This is a genomic window from Winogradskyella tangerina (assembly GCF_003260205.1).
GTDB lineage: Bacteria > Bacteroidota > Bacteroidia > Flavobacteriales > Flavobacteriaceae > Winogradskyella > Winogradskyella tangerina.
The window spans coordinates 213,462-234,699 of record NZ_QERF01000004.1 but is presented as its reverse complement, the minus strand read 5'-3'; the positions used below and the strand labels follow the sequence as shown (position 1 = coordinate 234,699).

Annotated in this window: 19 protein-coding genes and 1 tRNA gene; 11 read left to right on the top strand and 9 right to left on the bottom strand. The window is 36.3% G+C overall.

Annotated elements, in window-relative coordinates:
* Window positions 1-73: 73 nt before the first annotated feature.
* A complete protein-coding gene (locus DDY94_RS08280; RefSeq protein WP_111683633.1) occupies window positions 74-550 on the top strand; it encodes a hypothetical protein in 477 nt (158 codons plus the stop codon).
* Between the two features lie 2 nt (window positions 551-552).
* Here DDY94_RS08280 and DDY94_RS08275 read toward each other — a convergent pair whose 3' ends face one another.
* The 6 genes from DDY94_RS08275 to DDY94_RS08250 all read right to left on the bottom strand — a co-directional run bounded on the left by DDY94_RS08275 (window position 553) and on the right by DDY94_RS08250 (window position 8,205).
* Window positions 553-1,341, bottom strand: coding sequence for a glycosyltransferase family A protein (locus DDY94_RS08275; RefSeq protein ID WP_111683632.1), 789 nt, complete (start codon window positions 1,339-1,341; stop codon window positions 553-555).
* 174 nt (window positions 1,342-1,515) lie between these two features.
* Window positions 1,516-3,135: a sulfatase family protein gene (locus DDY94_RS08270; protein WP_111683631.1), complete on the bottom strand. Its 1,620-nt coding sequence runs from the start codon at window positions 3,133-3,135 to the stop codon at window positions 1,516-1,518.
* A gap of 1 nt (window position 3,136) precedes the next feature.
* Complete coding sequence (locus tag DDY94_RS08265; protein WP_111683630.1) at window positions 3,137-4,513, bottom strand: sulfatase family protein; 1,377 nt, start codon at window positions 4,511-4,513, stop codon at window positions 3,137-3,139.
* A 10-nt stretch (window positions 4,514-4,523) separates the two neighbouring features.
* Entirely contained in the window at window positions 4,524-6,590 is a 2,067-nt protein-coding gene (locus DDY94_RS08260; protein WP_111683629.1) for a beta-L-arabinofuranosidase domain-containing protein, read from the bottom strand.
* Window positions 6,587-7,399 carry a sugar phosphate isomerase/epimerase gene (locus tag DDY94_RS08255; RefSeq protein WP_111683628.1) on the bottom strand — a complete coding sequence of 271 codons (813 nt, stop codon included), beginning with the start codon at window positions 7,397-7,399 and terminating at the stop codon, window positions 6,587-6,589. The genes DDY94_RS08260 and DDY94_RS08255 overlap by 4 nt, the downstream gene beginning before the upstream one ends.
* Window positions 7,399-8,205: a phytanoyl-CoA dioxygenase family protein gene (locus DDY94_RS08250; protein ID WP_111683627.1), complete on the bottom strand. Its 807-nt coding sequence runs from the start codon at window positions 8,203-8,205 to the stop codon at window positions 7,399-7,401. Before DDY94_RS08250 ends, DDY94_RS08255 begins: the two co-directional genes overlap by 1 nt.
* A gap of 132 nt (window positions 8,206-8,337) precedes the next feature.
* Between DDY94_RS08250 and DDY94_RS08245 the strand changes: the two genes are divergently transcribed.
* Window positions 8,338-9,198: an AraC family transcriptional regulator gene (locus DDY94_RS08245; RefSeq protein ID WP_111683626.1), complete on the top strand. Its 861-nt coding sequence runs from the start codon at window positions 8,338-8,340 to the stop codon at window positions 9,196-9,198.
* A gap of 346 nt (window positions 9,199-9,544) precedes the next feature.
* Here the strand turns inward: DDY94_RS08245 and DDY94_RS08240 are convergent.
* The 3 genes from DDY94_RS08240 to DDY94_RS08230 form a co-directional block, all read right to left on the bottom strand.
* Window positions 9,545-9,619, bottom strand: a tRNA-Pro gene (locus DDY94_RS08240).
* Complete coding sequence (locus DDY94_RS08235) at window positions 9,610-9,852, bottom strand: GIY-YIG nuclease family protein (protein ID WP_111683625.1); 243 nt, start codon at window positions 9,850-9,852, stop codon at window positions 9,610-9,612. Before DDY94_RS08235 ends, DDY94_RS08240 begins: the two co-directional genes overlap by 10 nt.
* 80 nt (window positions 9,853-9,932) lie before the next feature.
* Window positions 9,933-10,175 carry a GIY-YIG nuclease family protein gene (locus DDY94_RS08230; RefSeq protein WP_111683625.1) on the bottom strand — a complete coding sequence of 81 codons (243 nt, stop codon included), beginning with the start codon at window positions 10,173-10,175 and terminating at the stop codon, window positions 9,933-9,935.
* 197 nt (window positions 10,176-10,372) lie between these two features.
* Here DDY94_RS08230 and DDY94_RS08225 point away from each other — a divergent pair, with 197 nt between their 5' ends.
* The 9 genes from DDY94_RS08225 (at window position 10,373) to DDY94_RS08185 (ending at window position 21,109) form a co-directional block, all read left to right on the top strand.
* Window positions 10,373-11,473, top strand: a complete 1,101-nt coding sequence (locus DDY94_RS08225; protein WP_111683624.1) for a PQQ-dependent sugar dehydrogenase — start codon at window positions 10,373-10,375, stop codon at window positions 11,471-11,473.
* Window positions 11,470-11,925 (top strand): c-type cytochrome, encoded by a 456-nt coding sequence (locus DDY94_RS08220; protein WP_232817842.1) that lies wholly within the window; start codon window positions 11,470-11,472, stop codon window positions 11,923-11,925. The genes DDY94_RS08225 and DDY94_RS08220 overlap by 4 nt, the downstream gene beginning before the upstream one ends.
* 46 nt (window positions 11,926-11,971) lie before the next feature.
* Window positions 11,972-12,577 carry a uridine kinase gene (gene udk, locus DDY94_RS08215; protein WP_111683623.1) on the top strand — a complete coding sequence of 202 codons (606 nt, stop codon included), beginning with the start codon at window positions 11,972-11,974 and terminating at the stop codon, window positions 12,575-12,577.
* Window positions 12,577-12,903: an FtsB family cell division protein gene (locus tag DDY94_RS08210; RefSeq protein WP_111683622.1), complete on the top strand. Its 327-nt coding sequence runs from the start codon at window positions 12,577-12,579 to the stop codon at window positions 12,901-12,903. The genes udk and DDY94_RS08210 overlap by 1 nt, the downstream gene beginning before the upstream one ends.
* Entirely contained in the window at window positions 12,896-14,251 is a 1,356-nt protein-coding gene (locus tag DDY94_RS08205) for a methylmalonyl-CoA mutase subunit beta (protein WP_111683621.1), read from the top strand. Before DDY94_RS08210 ends, DDY94_RS08205 begins: the two co-directional genes overlap by 8 nt.
* Window positions 14,252-14,254: 3 nt before the next feature.
* Window positions 14,255-14,899, top strand: coding sequence for a hypothetical protein (locus DDY94_RS08200; protein WP_111683620.1), 645 nt, complete (start codon window positions 14,255-14,257; stop codon window positions 14,897-14,899).
* Window positions 14,896-17,016 carry a methylmalonyl-CoA mutase gene (gene scpA / locus DDY94_RS08195; protein ID WP_111683619.1) on the top strand — a complete coding sequence of 707 codons (2,121 nt, stop codon included), beginning with the start codon at window positions 14,896-14,898 and terminating at the stop codon, window positions 17,014-17,016. The genes DDY94_RS08200 and scpA overlap by 4 nt, the downstream gene beginning before the upstream one ends.
* An 18-nt stretch (window positions 17,017-17,034) precedes the next feature.
* A complete protein-coding gene (locus DDY94_RS08190; RefSeq protein WP_111683618.1) occupies window positions 17,035-18,120 on the top strand; it encodes a hypothetical protein in 1,086 nt (361 codons plus the stop codon).
* A gap of 130 nt (window positions 18,121-18,250) precedes the next feature.
* On the top strand, window positions 18,251-21,109 hold the full coding sequence (locus DDY94_RS08185; protein WP_111683617.1) for a M16 family metallopeptidase: 2,859 nt from the start codon (window positions 18,251-18,253) through the stop codon (window positions 21,107-21,109).
* The last annotated feature ends 129 nt before the right edge of the window (window positions 21,110-21,238 follow it).

Here is a 21,238-nt window from a genome sequence, read left to right as displayed (position 1 = left end):
TATTCCAAATCACTTCTTTTTCTCGTGATAATTTATTAATTTTTAAGTGTTTAAACACTAACACCACTAAATCATGAAAGCGTATTCCATCATTTTAGCCCTCCTATTTTTAACAATTTCGGGATGTAAAGAAGCCGATACAGATACGTCTTCTTCAGAAGAGACCGAAGAGGTTGTAGAACTTAAAAATCCTTTGATAGGTGCCTGGGAATTGAAAGGTTTTTACAACTACAAAGACAACGTGGTTGTAGACTCATTTTCTAATAACACCATTTCTAGACAGGTAAAAATGTACACCGATACCAAGGTGATGTGGTGTAAACTTTTAAAGACAGATTCAATAGAGTTTTTTGGGTATGGTTCTTATGTTTATGAGGATGGCACACTCACCGAAACTTTAGAATTTGGCTCCGCGTTTATGAACGAAGTCATTGCTGAACAAAAGGAATTTACCTTTCAGTTTGACCTAAAACCCAATGGATTTGAGCAGATTGAGATCGATGAAGATGGTAACAGAATTTGGTCTGAGAATTACGTGAGAATAGAATAATACTAATTATAAAAATTGAATTCTTCTCTCAGACCTGGAGTAATCAATCTGAAACGATAATTTTTAAATTTAGTGTATAATCTTTTCAGACTTTGGGAAGACACCCAGTTTCCGTGATTATTCAATTTTTTAACTTTTCTAAAGGACATCCAAATATTTTCACCATTCCCAATATTATAGATTCCTCCCGAAAATGGAAAGGGTTTCAATTCAATATCTGAATTCAAAGTTGTTAATTGGTGATTAAAATATAATTTGATCTCACCCTGGTCAAAGAAGTATTTAACTAGCTCTGGTTTAACAATTAAAGAGCTTCCGCAGAGATAGCTAAACTTTTTTGTGACTACCAATATGTTATTCCAATTAAAGTTTAAATAGCCTCTACGTACATACCAACCAGATAATCCATTACCATTTTTATTGACATATGCAGCAATTTTGTTACTGATTAGGTCATCAGAATCAACCATCATCACATAATCGGTATTAAACTCCTTAATGGCATAATCTACTCCCAACTTTATTTTATCTCCTTTATCAATGCGTTGATTTATTAACAAATCTTGTCGGTCATCATTTTCCAATGATGGTGGATCAAATTCTGGATGAATAAAATGCAAACTCTCGTGGGTAAATTCTATGTCTGGTATTTCATGACAAACCACAACCACCTTAAAATCTGAAACTGTCTGATTACAGATTGATTTCAAAGTCCTCTCGAATAGCTGGCAAAAATTAGTCCAATTAGAAGCCACAGACTTGCTCTTCACAGGAATAATGAAGGTTAACATATTACAATAGATTTGGTAATTTCAAAATAAATAGAATAATTAATCATAGCCCAATTCTATCGATTACATGCCTAAGATAAGGGTAAATGACTGAAATAAGTCGAAAAACTGTTAAAGAAAGATACTTTTAAAAATAGAAATCACATATTAAATGTGGCTATATGACACTAAATATTAATACCAACCCAGAGATTTAAGTCGCTCAATATCCTTATCTATCCATTCCTGATTTAAGCTATCGGAAGCATCTTTGTACTGAAGCCTCAGCTCATTTAACCGCTTATGCATATCAGCTTGAATGGTTTTATACTTAGGATCATCGTAAATATTGTTGAGTTCTTGAGGATCTTCCTTTAGATCATACATTTCCCATGCTTCTGTGTCGTAATAAAAATGAATGAGTTTATAGCGATCTGTCCGAACTCCGTAATGTCGCTTCACCATATGAATCCCGGGATATTCGTAGTAATGATAGTATAAGGCATTTCTCCAGTTACTTGTATCACCTTCAAAAAGAGGCACAAGACTTTTACCCTGCATATCTTCAGGAATAGCAATACCTGCAACATCTAATACTGTAGGCGCAAAATCAATATTCTGAACCAATTCGTCGTTTAAACTTGCGCGTTGAATTTTATTCGGATATCTAATCAGCAAAGGTGTTCTAAAGGACTCTTCGTACATAAATCGTTTATCAAACCAACCATGCTCACCTAGGAAAAATCCTTGATCTGAGGTATAAACTACCATAGTATTCTCGGTGAGTTCGTTAGCATCTAAGTAGTCTAGTAATCGCCCTATATTTCTATCTACACTTTTAATGACGCCGAGGTAATCTTCCATATAGCGTTGATATTTCCATAGGGTCAGCGCTTGGCCTTTTGGTGAATTCTTTAAAAAATCATCGTTTATTGGACCATAAACCTTTTGCCATTGCTCCTTTTCTTCTGCATTGAGTCGAGCAAAACGTTCTTTATAGGCACCCTCGTACCAATCGAGAAATTCTTCATAATTCAGTTTTTCTAAAATCTCTAGTGCTATTTTATTATCCGCACTCAATGCCATGTGGTCGGCTATTCGCATTTCAGCTTCAACAGACGCCTTACTTTTTGTTTTATATGAGTCGAACAAAGTTTCTGGCACGGGTATCTTTTTAAATTTGAAATCCTCCAAATCGTGCATTGAAGGCCACCATTGACGATGTGGTGCCTTATGATTATACATCAACATGAATGGTTTGCTCGTATCTCTTAAAGAATCTAAATAGAAAATCGCCTTATCAGTAATAACATCCGTAACATAACCTAGGGTTTTTATCTCGCCATTTGGAGTTAGTAATTCTGGATGATAATAATGGCCTTGGTCGGGTAAAACTTCCCAATAATCAAACCCTTTTGGACGCGATTTTAAATGCCATTTTCCGTAAATCGCTGTTTCATAACCTTCCTTCTGAAGTAACTTAGGGAAGGTAACTTGAGTTGTGTCGAAAACATCGAGATTATCGCGAACACTATTGAGGTGGCTAAACTTTCCTGTTAATGCCACTGCCCTACTCGGCGAGCAAATTGAATTGGTTACATATGCTTTTTTAAACAACATTCCCTCTCTTGCCAAACGATCGATATGAGGTGTTTCAATGAGTTTGTCATCATAAGCACTTAAGGCCTGATAGGCATGATCATCGGTAATGATGAACACAATATTTGGGCGTTCGTTTACATTTTTAGTTGAAGTATTTTCATAACACGCAGATAGTGCAATACACAGTACAAATAAGCCTATTAATTTATTCATATTATTTAGAGCGTTCTGATTTCCATTTTTCAATTTTCTGTTGAAAGTCTTTCACCATTTCAGGATGTGTATCTGCCAAATTATTGTCATTTCTAGGATCCTCATTCATATCAAACAAACCTATGGTTTCGGTGGTAAGATTCCATTGGAAAAACCAATCATTGCTCCTCGCCCAATAAGCTTCAATCTTCATACCCATCATATCTTCCTCAGAACGCATTTGAGTAGCTTTACCAATAATAATATCGCGATCTGTTTTATCAGTGTCTTTAACTAAAGATTTATAGGATCTACCAAAATAGTTCTCGGGTATTTCAACATCAATATAATCGAGAATAGTTGCAGGTATATCTGCACTATGCATCAATGCTTTTGAAGTCGCACCTGCTTCAATTTTATCTTTCCATGAAAAAATGATTGGTGTCCTAAATGACTGATCGTACACCGACAATTTCCCTTTATCTCCACCATTATGCCAACGCAACGAGTCGTGCCTAAACTCCTGATGTGGCTCTTGCTCCCAGCCATTATCATTAACATAAACAAAAAGTGTATTATCAAATTCACCCTTCTCTTTTAAGTATCTCACAAGTTCTCCTACACCATCATCAAACCAGGTACAATTCGCATAATAACGTTTTGCAGATTCAGTCATGTCCTTGTCTTTATAAATGTTGTAATATTTATCTGGAGCATCAAATGGATAATGTGGCAATTCCGGAGCAAACCAAATAAAAAACGGTTGTTCGTTATAGGCCTCTATAAAATCATAAACGGGTTGCATTGTTGCCCTAGCTAACTGTCGTCCATCGCCACCCATGAATTGTAAAAACCATTCATTTTTACCTTTATCTTCCTCTTTCCATCCTTTAGTCATCCCTTCATCAAAGCCTCCATTTTGATAATTGAATTCCCACCATTTGCCACCTTGAAAACTTTTATAACCTTCTTTGGCTAAGATTCGCGGAAGGGTTTCAAAGTATTTCATGGCATGGTGTTTAAAATTCACTGCCCATTGATCTGAATCTTGAAATGGTATCCTCTGAGCATTCAAAGTATCTCTTACCATTTGGTTTACTTCTGCCTCATAGTCTGTAGGTAAAGTGCCTGTCATTAACGTCTGAAGTGAAGGTCTACAGTGGTTTTGAGGCACATAACCTTCAGTGAATAAAGTTCCACTTGCGGCGAGAGCATCCATGTTTGGTGTTTGCACATAATCTGCACCCATAAAACCGAAGTAAGGATAGCCTTGATCGTCGCCGACGAGAAGAATAATATTTGGTTTTTCGGTTTCTGTGTTATCTATGGATCTTTCGTTCGATTCGTTTTTACAGCTAATAATGAGTAAGCATAATAAGATTCTGATGAATGGTTTCATGTGTTATAATTTACGATTTATTTTTCGGAAAAGTTACTCGCCTTAGAACGGTTTTTCCCATGGGAATGAGCCGAACGGTTACATCTCTATTTCGAGCTGTATCATACATTTCGCCCTGAATGTACATTTCAGAATTATAAAAAGACGGTGTCTCATTTGAAACATTAAAATTAAATTCTGAATCATCAATAAATTTCAATCCTTCAAAAGACTTATCCGTTGGAAAACAATAATAATCTCTAAATCCATTTTCATAGTCCTTTATTGATTCTTCTTTATGAGGAATTTCAAAGGCGTAAACTAGTGGTCCTTTCTGAATGTAAACTTCATCATTTAAAGCCGAATTGATCTTAATGCTATTCTTGAAATTAATGGTTAATTGATCACCATCCTTCCATTCTCTATTAATTACATAATACCCATTTTCTATTCCGTCAAATCTACTGTCATCAACTAATCCGTCAGACCAACCAGGCTGTCTTACATAGAGTTTAAAAGTAGTTGGCGCATCCATAGTCAATTTGAAAGTCACCTCATCTGACATTGGATAATTAGTGACTTGTTCAATAGAAATTGCATTACCCTGCCATTGTGTGGTTAATTGAGATGGGCCAAACATTACAGCAACAATACCGTCTTCTTTTTTCATCCACATTTGTTCAAGGAAATACGTAAAATTTCTTCCGTAATTTGGCACACAACAAACTGCTGGCTCAGAATGGGTTGGCGAATACTTATAACGAGGATCGGCCTTTGCTTCACCGTTTTCATGGTGATGCCCATCCAACACATAGCAGTTATCTGGTTTTCCATAAGTGATCGCTGTTCCTTTTCTATTTCTGAAGCCTAACATGGCATTATAAGTTAGTTTTTCAGCTGCATCAGCGAATCCTGAATTTCCTGTTTTCTGAATAAGACTACCATAAGAATTACGCAATTCTACCATGGTGCAATATTCACTACTTGTTTGCGTAGGATGGGCCTTTAATTTTGCAATCCATTCATTACCATGACCAGCACCACTGGGTAAAATGCAGGGTTCAAGTTTATCTAACATATTGTCGTATGCCGTTTTCATTTCTGAATAACCCGTATTGTAATAGGCATTAACCATAGTCCTAAGATGCTCGTAAGTATGAACACCGTGACCCTCAAACATGGAGTCTTTTTGTATTAAATATGGATAGCGTAAGTCATTGAATGATCGGTTAACCGAATACGTGGAAAAGGCCTTATACAAATAGGTTGCATAATCCTGATAAGCTGCATTCTTTGTAATTCTGAATAAGGTCTCACAGACATCAGTTAGCATTAAACCGTGTGTTACACCACCAAATGCGTTTTTCAAATAAAATGGATTGGTCGAGTCTTCTCCATAATTATTCATGGTCACTTTCATTGCCCTTTCTACAGCTTCAAGGACACGTTCGTCTTGGGTAAATTCATAATAAGCCAACATGGTTCGGAAGGCAGTAGTCTGCGCCCAAAGCTCACCATTTGAACCTTCATGCTGATACCTCAAATTAGGTTTATAAATTCCTATATATCCATCTTCATCTTGCGAGTCTAATAGATTAGCAATAATCTTATGTGATTGCGCAATAGCTTCATCATCTTCAGTTAAAAGTGCATGTCTAATAAAACCATCCCACCAATTGCCAATTGTTTCGGAATTCCACCACATTATTGACTTTTCCCAAGCAGCACCAGTTAAGACCAGATCTCCCATTTCAGGAACATCTTCTAAGCCACCTCGTCGAGCAGTATTATAAATATCATCTGACTTTATGCCGGGGTAAAGTTCATCTAAAGCACCGACGACACCCGTTTCAAGATCACTTTTCATCATCTTTAGAATCCAGCCTTTTGGTGCAACACTTCCTGTTGAAAATTGTTCAAATTCAGGTTTTAATGGTGACCTCGGTTGATCAAAAAAAGTTAGTTGATCACTATCATCAATAATAGATGCGGCTACCTTATCTACATTGCTAGAAAAGTTTTCCCCTTGCGAATTTTCACGCGCTTCTTTACATGAAAAACTAACCAACAGACAACCAATAATTATAAATCTTTTCATGATAACTTTGTTTTAAGGTAATCCTTCATTTCTACATTGATGGCATGCTGATCGACCAACGGTTCTTTAGTAAATGGCTGCTGTGGCATGTAAGGATACGGACCAAATTCAGGAGTAATAGTATACTGATTTTTATCGCTATGGTAGTTCAAAATATCTTTCCACCAAGCGATAAATCGATTGAGATAAGTTTCCCACTCTGGTGCAAATGGGTGGTTAACTTGTGGGGCTTGTTCAAATCCTACACGTGCATGGAGATGATGAATATGAGGTGTTACCTTTTGAATAATTTCATTTTGATTTTGAAGCATAGATTCTGAAACAACACACCAATGTGAAAGATCTCCTACCAGTTTCAATTCAGGAAATTTCTCGAGATATTTTAATGTGGTTAAGGAGTGAAAAGTGAAACGACCACGATGGATTTCGTGAAACACTGGAATATTTCTTCGTGCCGAAAAATTCTCTATAACTTCAATAATTTGGCAATTCTCTTCAAACGTAAAATAATCTCTTCCTGTATGAGAATTAATAAAATCTGGCTCAAAAGGGACTAGTTCTTCGAGGCGCGACTTTACGCGTTGAAGGTAATTAGCAGATGTTTCTGTTTGAATTCCTAATACTTGTTGTAAAACACAAATAAAGTCAGGATTTTCATTTCTAACTTTATTTAGTGCCTTATTAAATTGTGAATGCTTAGGAATATTTATTTCGATACCGTCAAACCCCTTTGTTTGAACGACATTTAGAAATGCATTAAAATCGAGGTGTTCACTGCCCCAATGAGGATATAGAAATTTTAATTGCATTAATACAACACTGGATTTATTGGAGAGTTAATAACCTCACCTATTTTTACACCTGGGCACCACGTTTCCCAATCATTTTCTTGGCCCGGATTGGTTGGCTTTTTCAGTGTCATGTTCTTATCCATATAAATAATGGTCATAACTTTTCTCATTTCGTCTGTTGTGTTTGCCCCTGCGCGATGAAATACCCATCCTGAGTGGAAACTAATCTCACCTGCATCAAATGGTTCGATAACATGTTCAAAATCGGTTACCCTCAGACGCTTTTCAATTTGGTTTTCACTATCATCACTTATCGATAATTCGCGTCCTTCCTTAATTTTATGACTACCGGCACTAAACTCTAAAGGGCCCATTTCTAGAGGTGTTTCTTGAAGGGGAATCCAAGCCGTGATGGTCTTGTCCGTAGATAATGGCCAATAATGCTGATCGGCATGCCATGGTGTTATTCCTCCACCAGCTTCTTTAAACAATGCCTGATCGTGATACAATCGCACACCACGTACTTCCATAAGATCAGCAGCAATTTTTGCAATTCTTGGGCTAAATATCAAATCTTTAATTGCTTCATCTTTGGTCCATAAATTAAAGAGTTGTAGAAAGGCCTTACCATATGTTGTACGATCCTCAAGTGGCTGATCTTCCTCATTCAGTTCATTTACCTTTTTTGAAATAACCTTGTTAAAGTAGGCCAAGGTTTCGGCATCTAGTACATTTTTTAGTTTGATATATCGGTGTTTCTGATAAAATGCAATTTGCTCCTCAGTTAAGGTATACTGTTCGTCTAATACCGTTTTAGTTTCCATAATTTACCATTTAATTACATCACAAAATTATGAGGTTTAAGTCATTTACATTTTTTACATCTAAACATATACTATGCGTATTTAAACATTATTATTGTATTTTTAAATAAAATAAAGTTAATATAATATAACATGAAGCCAGAATTAGAACAGGTTGATCTCCAAAGTTCGGAGCAGTCCTTTCGGTTTTTTAAAACAGAACTTGATGCTTTTGTTCCCTACTGGCATTACCATCCAGAATTAGAATTAACATTGATCATCAGAGGAGAAGGCACGAGATTTGTTGGAGATTCAATCGCTCCATTTTCAGATTTCGATCTGGTTTTAATAGGGAAAAACTTACCACATCATTGGGTGAGTGTGTCTGATGAAAATCTTGATAGACAAAAGGCTATTATTTTTCAATTTAATGAACATATATTTACTGATATTAAAGAATGTGAGCATTTTAGATCTCTATTTGAAATGGCTTTACGTGGAATTTATTTTGAAAATCCGTCTAAAGAGATCATCACTAGAATTTTAAGTTTTGAGTCCTTATCTCGCTTTGAACAATTGATTGCTTTTTTGACGATTCTTCAGGAATTGTGTTTAGAAAATAAAGTGCTCTTAACCTCAAATAACTATGTTCCGATGAATAAGAGTAATCTCGCTGAAGCTAAGTTTTCCAGAGTGACTAACTATGTGTTGGAACACCTAAATTCAAGTATATCAGTGAATCAAATGGCTGAAATTACGCATATGGTTCCGCAGTCATTCTGTCGTTGGTTTAAGAAGCATTCAGGCCATTCATTTATTAATTTTTTAAATCGAACAAGAATAGAACGATCATGTCATTACCTCTTGACCACTTCCGAATCGATTCAAGATATTGCGTTCTCATGTGGGTTTGAAACAATAAGTCACTTCAATAGAACCTTTAAGTCTTTAAAAGGTTGTAGCCCATCTCATTTTCGAAAAGTGAAAAATAAAAAAGCTCTCATAAGAAACTAATCATCTTATAAGAGCCTAAATTTTTCTTGGTCGGGGTGGTCACGCCTTTAGCGTGACGACCTCATCTCAGTACCATCGCAAATACTTCAAAAAAAACCTCAACGATTGGCATCATTAAGGTTTCTCATATTTTTGTCGGGGTGGTCACGCTTTTAGCGTGACGACCTCATCTCAGTACCATCGCAAATACTTCAAAAAAACCTCAACGAATATCATCATCAAGGTTTCTCATCTTTTTGTCGGGGTGGTCACGCCTTCAGCTTGACGATCTCATCGCAATACCATTGCAAATACTTCAAAAAAAAAACCTCAACGATTATCATCATCAAGGTTTCTCATCTTTTTGTCGGGGTGGCAGGATTCGAACCTGCGACCTCCGCGTCCCAAACGCGGCGCGATAACCGGGCTACGCTACACCCCGAAATAGTTATCTATATATCGTTTTGCTCCTCGCTTCTTGATTTTCGATTCTAGCTGAACTGCTTCAGATCTACTCTCAACTTCAATTTGCAAAACAATTTCCCAAGGTATACCAATTTTGGTTGAAGGAACTCTACCTTGGTTATGTCTTTTCAATCTCTTTTCGATATCAGAGGTCTGACCTACATAATATCTAGAACTTTTTTTACTAAAAAGTATATAAACTATATACATTAATTCTTTTTAGTGGGGGTGGTCACGCCTTCAGCGTGACGACCTCCGCGTCCCAAACGCGGCGCGATAACCGGGCTACGCTACACCCCGAAATAGTTATCTATATATCGTTTTGCTCCTCGCTTCTTGATTTTCGATTCTAGCTGAACTGCTTCAGATCTACTCTCAACTTCAATTTGCAAAACAATTTCCCAAGGTATACCAATTTTGGTTGAAGGAACTCTACCTTGGTTATGTCTTTTCAATCTCTTTTCGATATCAGAGGTCTGACCTACATAATATCTAGAACTTTTTTTACTAAAAAGTATATAAACTATATACATTAATTCTTTTTAGTGGGGGTGGTCACGCCTTCAGCGTGACGACCTCCGCGTCCCAAACGCGGCGCGATAACCGGGCTACGCTACACCCCGTATTGATTTGTTAAAATCAAATTTCGGACTGCAAATATAGAGTTTTTCTTTAGAAACCAACAACATTTTTCTAACTTTAGAGACTCTTTTCTTTACGACATTTAAACATGAAATTAAAACTTCCAATAATTGGCCTTATCCTTATCATAGTTTTGACTTGTGCTCAAGATAAAAACCCTACAAATACTGATAATGAATACCAAATTGTGGTCCCTGAACTAAATATTCCATGGGGATTCACATTTCTACCAGATGGCGCAATGCTAATCACAGAAAAATCGGGAGAACTTATTCATTTTAAAAACGGTGAAAAAGTTTCGGTTACGGGTGTTCCTGAAATTTATTTGAGAGGACAAGGCGGTTTTATGGATATTGTTCTACATCCAAATTTTAAGGAAAATCAATTTGTCTTTTTTTCTTTTGCATCTTCCGACGGAGAAGGAAGCGGAGGAAATACTGCTATTGCAAGGGCTAAATACAGTAATTTCAAAATTACAGAATGGCAAGTGCTCTATAAGGCCGAACCAAATAGTAGGCGTGGCCAACATTTTGGTTCTCGTTTAGTGTTTGACAAGGATGGTTATCTTTATTTTACTATTGGTGATCGCGGTAATAGAGATGTTAATCCTCAGGATATTACAATAGATTGCGGAAAAGTATACCGTATAAATGATGATGGAAGCATACCGACAGATAATCCTTTTTATGACGAACCAAAGGCTAAAAAAGCCATTTACTCTTATGGTCATCGTAATCCTCAAGGCATGACACTACATCCTAAAACTGGTGAGATTTGGACCCATGAACACGGACCAAAAGGCGGCGATGAAATTAATATTATCGATGCTGGTAAAAACTATGGATGGCCAGTGATAAGTTATGGCGTTAATTACAGCGGAACAAAATTTACAGAAATAACCGAAAAAGAAGGTATGGAGCAACCGCTTCATTATTGGGATCCATCAATTGCACCAAGCGGCATGGCATTTATTAACAGCGATAAATACGGTGATTGGAATGGGAATTTATTGATCGGATCATTAAAATTTCAATATCTAGATATGTGTACCATCAAAAATGGTAAAGTGGTAAAAGAAGAACGATTGCTCGATAGATTGGGCAGGGTGAGATGTGTAGAACAGGGTCCAGATGGTTATATTTACGTCGGAATAGAAAATTTAGGAATAGTAAAGCTCATAAGAAAATGATAAGAATACTTAGACTCGCAACTGTTATGTTGCTTATTACATCTTGTAATTCAAAAGAAAAAAAATCCACCAAAGTTGAATATCCAGAAAAAACAACATTTTCAAATCAAAGCCCTGAGCTAAAAGCAAGCATGGCGAAAGGCAAATTAGTCTACGATAGTTTATGTATTACTTGTCATATGGCCGATGGAAAAGGTGCACCACAAGTATTTCCTCCATTAGCAAATTCAGATTACCTCGAGAACAATCAGGAGGAAAGTATTATAGGAATCAAAAACGGTATGAAGGGAGAAATGGTAGTTAATGGAATAACCTATAACAGCCTAATGTCTCCTTTAGGACTTTCTGATGAAGAGGTAGCAGATGTTATGAATTACATCAATAATAGTTGGGGAAATAAATATGGTAAATATTTAACAACCGAAGAAGTGACAAATGTCATTAAAAAATAGAGCCAATTGGCTAACTTTGCACAACTAATTAAATCTATTTGTTCTAATGCTTATAATCGGAATTGCAGGTGGTACAGGATGTGGAAAAACCACGGTTGTAAATACATTACTCAATGAACTTCCTGAGGGAGAAGTTGGTGTAATTTCCCAAGATTCCTACTACAAAGACACCTCACATTTAAGTTACGATGAACGTGTTAATATAAACTTTGATCACCCTAGATCCATAGATTTTGACCTGCTAGTTGAGCACCTGGAGCAACTTAAAGAAGGGAAATCTATAGATCAACCTGTCTATTCTTTTGTTAAACACAATAGAACTGGTGATACCATTAAGACCATGCCTCGTAAGGTAATGATTGTTGAAGGTATCTTAATCCTTACCAATCCCGAAATAAGAGAATTATTTGATATAAAAATATTTGTTCATGCAGATTCCGATGAGCGCCTCATTCGTCGCTTAAAACGTGATATTTCTGAACGAGGTAGAGATATCAATGAAGTACTTACCCGATATCAAAATACCTTAAAACCAATGCATGAACAGTTTATTGAACCGATGAAAGAATACGCGGATATTATAATTCCGAATAATAAATACAACACTGTGGCAGTAGATATCGTTAAAACCATAATAAATGAACGGTTATAATGGGAATTTTTGACAATAAATATCTAAAGCCATTTAAAAATATATATCTCCTGGTATTCATAGTTTTTGCTATTTGGATGCTGTTTTTTGACTCACACTCGCTTTTATTTCACAACGAATTGAATTCTGATAGAAAAGAATTAGAATATCAAAAAGAACATTACAAAAGTGAAATGCGAAAAGACCAAAAAGCCATCAAAGAATTGAGCACAGATGAAGGCGTAGAAAGAGCTGCACGCGAAAACTACTACATGAAGAAACCAGAAGAAGATATTTTTATCATCGAGTACGAAGACAGCATAGCTAAACAAAAAAAAGATGAGTAACTCATTATTTAATGAATTTGAAGGTGTCTCTTCAAAAGCATGGAAACAAAAAATTCAAGTTGACCTTAAGGGAGCAGATTATAACGACACATTGATCTGGAAAACCAACGAAGGTATCGATGTTAAACCCTTTTATCATTCAGACGAATTTGCTACACTTCCAAATGTATCAGCTAGTAAAACCACTAATTGGAAAATTGGCCAGATCATCAACGTAAATAACGCAGATGAAGCCAATAAAAAAGCTTTAGATGCCATAGAAAGAGGTGCTGAGAGTATTATTTTCAATATTAATTCTGAAGTTATCTCGACGAGTGATTTGTTACAAAATATTGATTTTAATAAAGTTCCTGTTGAAATTAAATGCGAATTTCTTTCAACGGATTATCTAGAGGATCACAAAACCTCGGCGAATATTCAAACTGACATAATTGGGCACCTGGCAGAAACAGGCAACTGGTATACGAACCTAAAAGATGATCATTCTAAGTTTGAAACCATAGTAAAAAATGCTGGTCAATTCACAGTTAACCTCAGCTTATACCAAAATGCTGGTGCCAATATTGTACAACAATTGGCCTATAGTTTAGCTCAAGCTAATGAGTATTTAAACCACTTTGATGATCAACTCAGTGATGAGCAAAAGGCTTCATTGAAAATCACATTTAATGTTTCGGTGGGCTCTAACTATTTCTTCGAAATTGCAAAATTAAAAGCCTTAAGACAACTTTGGGCAACCCTAGCTTCAGCCTATAATGTAAATTCAGATTGCCATGTAATTGCCATTCCGAGTAGACGAAATAAAACCATTTACGATTACAACGTAAACATGCTTCGAACAACTACCGAATGCATGAGTGCTGTTTTAGGTGGTGCAGATACGGTTTGTAATTTGCCATATGATAGTTTATATCATCACCCCAATGAATTCGGAGATCGCATTGCAAGAAACCAACTTTTAATTTTGAAAAACGAAAGCTATTTCGATAAAGTAAATAACCCAACCGACGGCGCTTATTATATTGAAAGTTTAACCGCTCAACTTTCAGAAAAAGCCTTAGCACTTTTTAAAGATATTGAATCTAATGGCGGACTTTTGAAACAATTAAAAGAAGGAACGATCCAACGGAAAATTAAGGAGAGTGCAGCCAAGGAGCAGGCAGAATTCGATGCTGAAAAACTAGTACTTCTAGGTACTAATAAACATCCAAATCCTGCAGATAAAATGAAAAATGACCTCGAAATCAGTCCGTTTATGAAGGTCGAAAAACGAAAAACTCTTATTGAACCAATTATATCAGTTAGACTTTCTGAACAATTGGAAATGAATCGTTTAAATAAAGAATAAAACATGGTATTGAGAAAATCTATAGTGATTGTTTTAGGTTTTTTATCCACCATTTTGGTATCCTGCCTAGAAGTCGCCAAAGAAGTTAAAAACTGGGCTGAAGTTGAGGATATAAATACCATTGAAGGCAAGACACATTTTCTTAGTGACGACGGTATAAAAATTTTTCTCCCTAGCTCTTTCAAAAAATACACCTCAGTAGAATATATAGCATTACTAGATTCTTTAATCACAGATAATGAAGAACTAAAACTAGAGCGTGAAAGATTCAGAAATATTAGAGAAATGGAAGGCAATCATTATGTGTTTTTTGATAATACTTTGAATGCTACCTATACCATCAACACGATTCCTCATACACCATTAACTAGACAAGATGCCAAGTATCTTTTAGGTATTATTAGGCAGAGTCAGGACGAAGTGTCCGAATATACCGATCTTAAATACACCAAGATAACGGCAAAACATAATGATAACGGAAAGGTTCAGGTTTTTAAGGCTATTTTCAAACTAGAAGACTTAGAGCTTAACCAACAGGCTTTTCAACATGTGTATGTCTTGTCTTCAAAAAAGAAAACTGCACTTATTAATCTAATGGCACCATTTCAAATTGAATTTGATCCATTTTTAGAAAAAATGATAATATGAGTCGTAAAAATCTTCAAAATATAGCACTTAAACCTCAGGTTCATAGTCCTCAAACTAATCGTCAAAAGTTTCATACAGCTGAAGATATTGTTGTGAAATCAGATTATTCAAAGGAAGATATTAAAGATTTCGAGCACTTAGATTTCGTGGCCGGAATTGCACCAAATCTTCGTGGTCCTTATTCAACGATGTATGTTCGTCGCCCTTGGACCATCAGGCAATACGCGGGCTTTTCAACAGCCGAAGAAAGTAATGCCTTTTACAGACGTAATTTGGCGGCTGGTCAAAAAGGCTTGTCGGTTGCATTCGACCTCGCAACACATAGAGGATACGACTCCGATCATGAGCGCGTTGTAGGTGATGTTGGTAAAGCAGGTGTTGCCATTGATTCAGTTGAAGATATGAAGATCCTCTTCGACCAAATTCCATTAGATAAAATGTCGGTCTCAATGACCATGAACGGTGCCGTATTACCAATCATGGCATTTTATATTGTAGCAGCGGAAGAACAAGGTGTAAAACCAGAACAATTAGCCGGAACTATTCAGAATGATATTCTTAAGGAGTTCATGGTGCGCAACACCTACATCTATCCTCCTACACCATCTATGAAAATCATTTCTGATATTTTCGAATACACGAGTCAGAATATGCCAAGATTCAACAGTATAAGTATATCTGGCTATCATATGCAAGAAGCTGGTGCTACATGTGACATTGAATTAGCATATACCTTAGCAGATGGTTTAGAGTACATACGAAAAGGCTTAGGCGCAGGGATGGATATAGATACTTTTGCTCCTCGTTTATCTTTCTTTTGGGCCATTGGAATGAACCATTTTATGGAGATCGCAAAAATGCGTGCCGCCCGAATGCTGTGGGCTAAGTTAGTAAAACAATTCAATCCTAAGAATCCAAAATCGTTAGCATTAAGAACGCATTCACAAACTTCGGGTTGGAGTTTAACTGAGCAAGACCCATTCAATAATGTGGCAAGAACATGCATTGAAGCCGCTGCCGCCGCTTTTGGAGGTACTCAAAGTTTGCATACCAATGCTTTAGATGAAGCCATCGCACTGCCAACAGATTTTTCAGCTCGTATAGCTCGAAATACGCAGATTTATTTACAGGAAGAAACTCATATTACCAAAACTGTAGATCCTTGGGCAGGAAGTTACTATGTAGAAACCTTGACACATCAAATAGCCGAAAAGGCCTGGAAACTCATAGAAGAAGTTGAAGACTTAGGCGGCATGACTAAAGCCATTGAAGCAGGTATTCCAAAATTACGAATCGAAGAAGCTGCCGCACGAAAACAAGCTCGGATAGATTCTGGACAAGATATTATTGTAGGTGTAAACAAATACCAACTAAAGGAAGAAGATCCGCTTCATATCTTAGAAGTAGACAACCAAACGGTTAGAAACCAACAAATTGAGCGTTTAAATCATATTAAAGAAACTAGAGATCATGAGGCTGTAACCTCAGCTTTGGCTAAATTAACCGAGGCTGCAAAATCAGGTAATGAAAATTTATTAGCTTTAGCCGTAGATGCGGCTCGTAAACGAGCAACATTAGGCGAAATTAGCGATGCCTTAGAAGCAGAATTCGGACGATACAAAGCACAGATTAAATCATTTAGCGGCGTGTACAGTAAAGAAATAAAAGACGACAGTAGTTTTAAGAAAGCAAGAGAATTAGCAGATCAATTTGCAGATCAAGATGGTCGTCGACCTCGTATTATGATAGCTAAAATGGGGCAAGACGGTCACGACCGTGGCGCCAAAGTGGTGGCTACAGGTTATGCAGATGTTGGCTTTGACGTGGATATCGGGCCATTATTTCAAACACCAAAAGAAGCTGCAAAGCAAGCTGTAGAAAATGATGTTCATATTTTAGGTGTTTCTTCATTGGCCGCTGGTCATAAAACCTTAGTACCTCAAGTGATCGAAGAACTCAAAGCTTATGGTCGTGACGATATTATGGTTATAGTTGGTGGTGTTATTCCAAAGCAAGATTACCAATACTTATTCGATGCTGGTGCCGTTGCCGTCTTTGGTCCGGGCACAAGAATCAGTGACGCAGCCATTCAAATTTTAGAGATTTTAATTGATTAAAATCGTAATGTATTTTGAATGGATCGAGAGCTAGAAAACCTAGAATATGCCGTAAAACGAAAATTTAGTTTCAGGTTTAAACCACAGTTCACAGAAACTTTCAAAACGAATATTTCTGATGGACAAATCATTCCAATTGCACAGGAGGTTTTTGAAAAATTAGATTGGCCAATCGTTTACTTAGATAAAAGATCTTTAGAGGCCAAACGGAAAAATTCCTGGGGGAAATTAACAGCTAAAATTACAGTTACGAAAAAAGGTGGCGGCAAGATTGAAGTGCATAGCAATTCACTTGAAGGTCATTTTACCGACTTAGGAAAGAACTCAAAACGCACTGGTTTATTTATAGCAGTTTTCCAAAAACTGAGACAAGAATATGAAGCTAATGATCAATTAGATCAGCTCGAAGAAGAGTTCAACAAACAATTTAATTGGGAAAATTATAAAGTCCCCGACACCTTACCTCCTCCTCCTGAAATTAAAAATCCTAATTTAAAATTATCCTTGATTGGTGGCGTACTAATTGCACTAATCTTAGGCACTACATATGGTCTATTTGATTACAGTGTTTTCAAAATAGGTGGAATTGGCGAAGTTTTTCTGGGCTTAGCAATTGGTTATCTTTTTGGCAAAGTGCTAGTTAAAGCGAATTACACAAATTATAAAATTATAAAGGTCATGACTATAGGTGTTATTGCCTTAACCTTTGTAACGAGTTTCTGTACCGAATATCTCATTTTAAATTATTCTAGAAGTAGCTTTACAAACTTTTTCAAATATCTAGATTATTGGTTTGCAATTCGTTTTAATATTGAAAAGATAAAAATAGAATGGATTTTATTTATGGCACTTAAAGCCTTCTTATTCTGGATTTGCTATATAATCGCAATTTTCAAAATTTCTGAGTTACAACTCAAACTTATACTTCGTAGAATTCCTCTGGAAGTGATCGACTTCACAATTTATCATCTAGAAAAAGGTAGCGGCCTAAGTCAGATGCGCCATCATTTGGCACAAAAAGGTTGGAAACGTACCATAGAGCAAGACGCTGTTTTCGATGCTATAAATGAAAATTTCAATCTTCAAGAAATGAATAGAGATTGAGTATTCAACAATATCCGTCCAATTAATTAGTTAAAATACTGTTATTCCCTACTTACAACGTCACTAAAAATGTAAATTAGAGGAAATTTCTTATAAAATCATTGTTTAATTATTCACAAACCATCAATCGATGACACCAAAATTATCTCGAGTGTTTAAAACACTATTAGTAGGTTGTTTGTTCGTGACATTCACAACGAACGCTCAAACTACGACATTAGAAAAACAAACCACTGGATCAGTACCATCAGACGCACTACCGATCACACCAGAGGTTAAGATCGGAAAACTATCTAACGGACTTACTTATTACATTCAAAATAACGGTAAGCCAGAAGACAAAGTAGAACTACGATTAGCAATAAAAGCTGGTTCAATATTAGAAACTGACGATCAGGTTGGTTTAGCGCACTTCATGGAACACATGAATTTTAACGGAACTACCAATTTCAAAAAAAATGAATTAGTTGATTATCTTCAAGGCATTGGTGTTGAATTCGGGGCTGACCTTAATGCCTATACAGGATTCGATCAAACCGTTTATATATTACCGATCCCTAGCGACGACCCTGAAAAATTAGACAAAGGGTTTTTGATCCTCAAAGATTGGGCAGGCGGCGCACTTTTAACCGACCAAGATATTGATGATGAGCGTGGCGTTGTTATTGAGGAATACCGAACACGTCTAGGAGCTTCTACAAGAATGCAATCTAAATATTTAGACAAGATCGCTTACAAATCTAAATACGCCGACCGTTTACCTATCGGAACTCTAGAAAATCTTGAAACTTTTAAATATGAAAGTCTGAGAAGATTCAAAAACGACTGGTACAGACCAGATCTAATGGCTGTAATTGCTGTGGGAGATCTCGATGTTGAAACGTTAGAAAAGAAGATTAAAGAAAACTTTGGTGAACTAAAGAATCCTGAAAATGCAAAACCTAGAGAAGAATTTTATTCTGAAAACCATGAAGGAACATTTGTAGCCATTGAGTGGGACGAAGAAGCAACAGGCTCTCAGGTTCAAATTTATTACAAGGACAAAGGCAATCCTGAAAAAACCAGAACAGTGGCGGATTACCGCGATAATATGGTTGAAGGTTTGTTTGATCAGATGATCAATAACAGACTAGCCGAATACAGTAATAAACCTAATCCACCGTTCATTTTTGGGTTTTCTTACAAAGGCCAGATCATTGGAAACAAAGAAGCGTATCAATCATTTGCTCAAACCAATGAAACTGGACAGATGGAAGCTTTAAAAACCCTATTGGAAGAAAACGAGCGTGTGAAGCGTTACGGCTTCAAAGCTTCAGAATTAAAGCGTGCCAAAAAGGATTATTTGGCAAGAATGGAGCGCAATTTTAAAAACAAAGACAAACGCGAATCTGGCAGAATCGTAAATAGCTATATTCAAAATTTCTTAACCGAAAGTCCAATTCCTGGTATCGAATGGTCTTACAACTACGCACAATCTGAATTACCAAATATTACTTTGGAAGAAGTTAATGGCCTTATTGCGGATTTCTTACATGATGACAACAGACTTGTAATTCTAACAGGACCAAAGAAAGAAGGACTTACCAAAGTTACAGAGCAGGAAGTTATTGACCTTTTAGATGCTGTTAAGAAAGCTGATATTGAAGATTACAAAGACGAAGAGGTTAGAGAAGAATTAATGCCAGTAAAGCCTACTAAAGGAAGTATCGTTAATAAAACCATCAATCACGAAGGGCAAATAAACGAAACAACCACGCTTACTTTAAGTAACGGTGCCAAAGTGACTTTCAAAAAGACCGACTTCAAAAATGATGAAGTATTACTTGATGCGTTTAGCTACGGTGGTACATCCTTATACTCAGATTCAGAATTAAAAGAAACGTCAAGTGCCAATGGTGGTTTATTCGAAGCTGGTATTGATGGGATCGATAAAAACGAAATGGCGAAAATGACGTCAGGTAAGATTGTCAGTGTTAGACCATTTATTGGTGGGAATTCTGAAGGATTTAGAGGTTCAGCATCACCGAAGGACATGGAGATGATGTTCCAAATGATTCATTTATATTTTACAAAACTTGATAAAGATCCTGAAGCTTTTAAATCCTTTATAAGCAAGCAGAAAGCATTTTTAGGTAATATATTATCTAATCCAAACATCTCATTTCAAATTGCTTTAGGTGAATTCATAAATGAAGGAAACCCACGTTATTTTGGCTTCCCAGATGAAGCAGCTCTAGATAGAGCAAATTATGATTTGGCTTATGAAAAATACAAGGAACGCTTTGCCAATGCAGGAGATTTCCATTTCTATTTTGTGGGTAATGTTAATGAAGAACAACTAGCTTCTTTGGCCGAAACTTACATTGCTTCTTTACCAGGTTCTGACAAAAAGGAAATGTATAAGACTTACGATTTTAGACCAAAATCTGGTTCACACGAATTTGTTTTCAATAAAGGAACAGAACCAAAAAGTCAGGTTAATTTATCTTGGACTGGCGACGCTGAGTACAATGAAAAAGAAGCTCGCGCCATGAGAATCCTTGGTGAGATTTTAAGCATAAAACTCATTGAAAAACTTAGAGAGGAAGAAGGTGGTGTTTATGGTGCTGGGGCACGAGGATCGTTGTCTAAGATACCTTACGGCAGATATAATTTTAGCGTGTCTTTCCCATGTGGCCCTGATAACGCAGAGAAGCTGGCTGCGGCATCCGTTGCTGAATTAGATAAGATCATTGAGAACGGACCAACAGAAACCGATCTAGATAAGGTTAAAAAAGCACTGTTGCTCACAAGAAAAGAACAATTAGAACAAAATCGTTTTTGGTTAAGTGCTATTAGAGGTGCAGATTATAACCAAAGTGATCTTAACAATGTCGTTAATTACGAGGCTAATATTAATGCTGTAACAGCAACTGATATTCATAACGTGGCCAAGAAGTATTTAACAAATGGATATATTAAGGCTGTTCTAATGCCAGAAAAACAATAATTTTTATATAAACACTTAAAAATAAGCTACCTGGACGCATTATTTCAGGTAGCTTTTTTGTTAACCGATGTTAACAACTTCGATTTCTTAAACTCATAAATAATCGTATTTTTAAGACCTATTAAAACC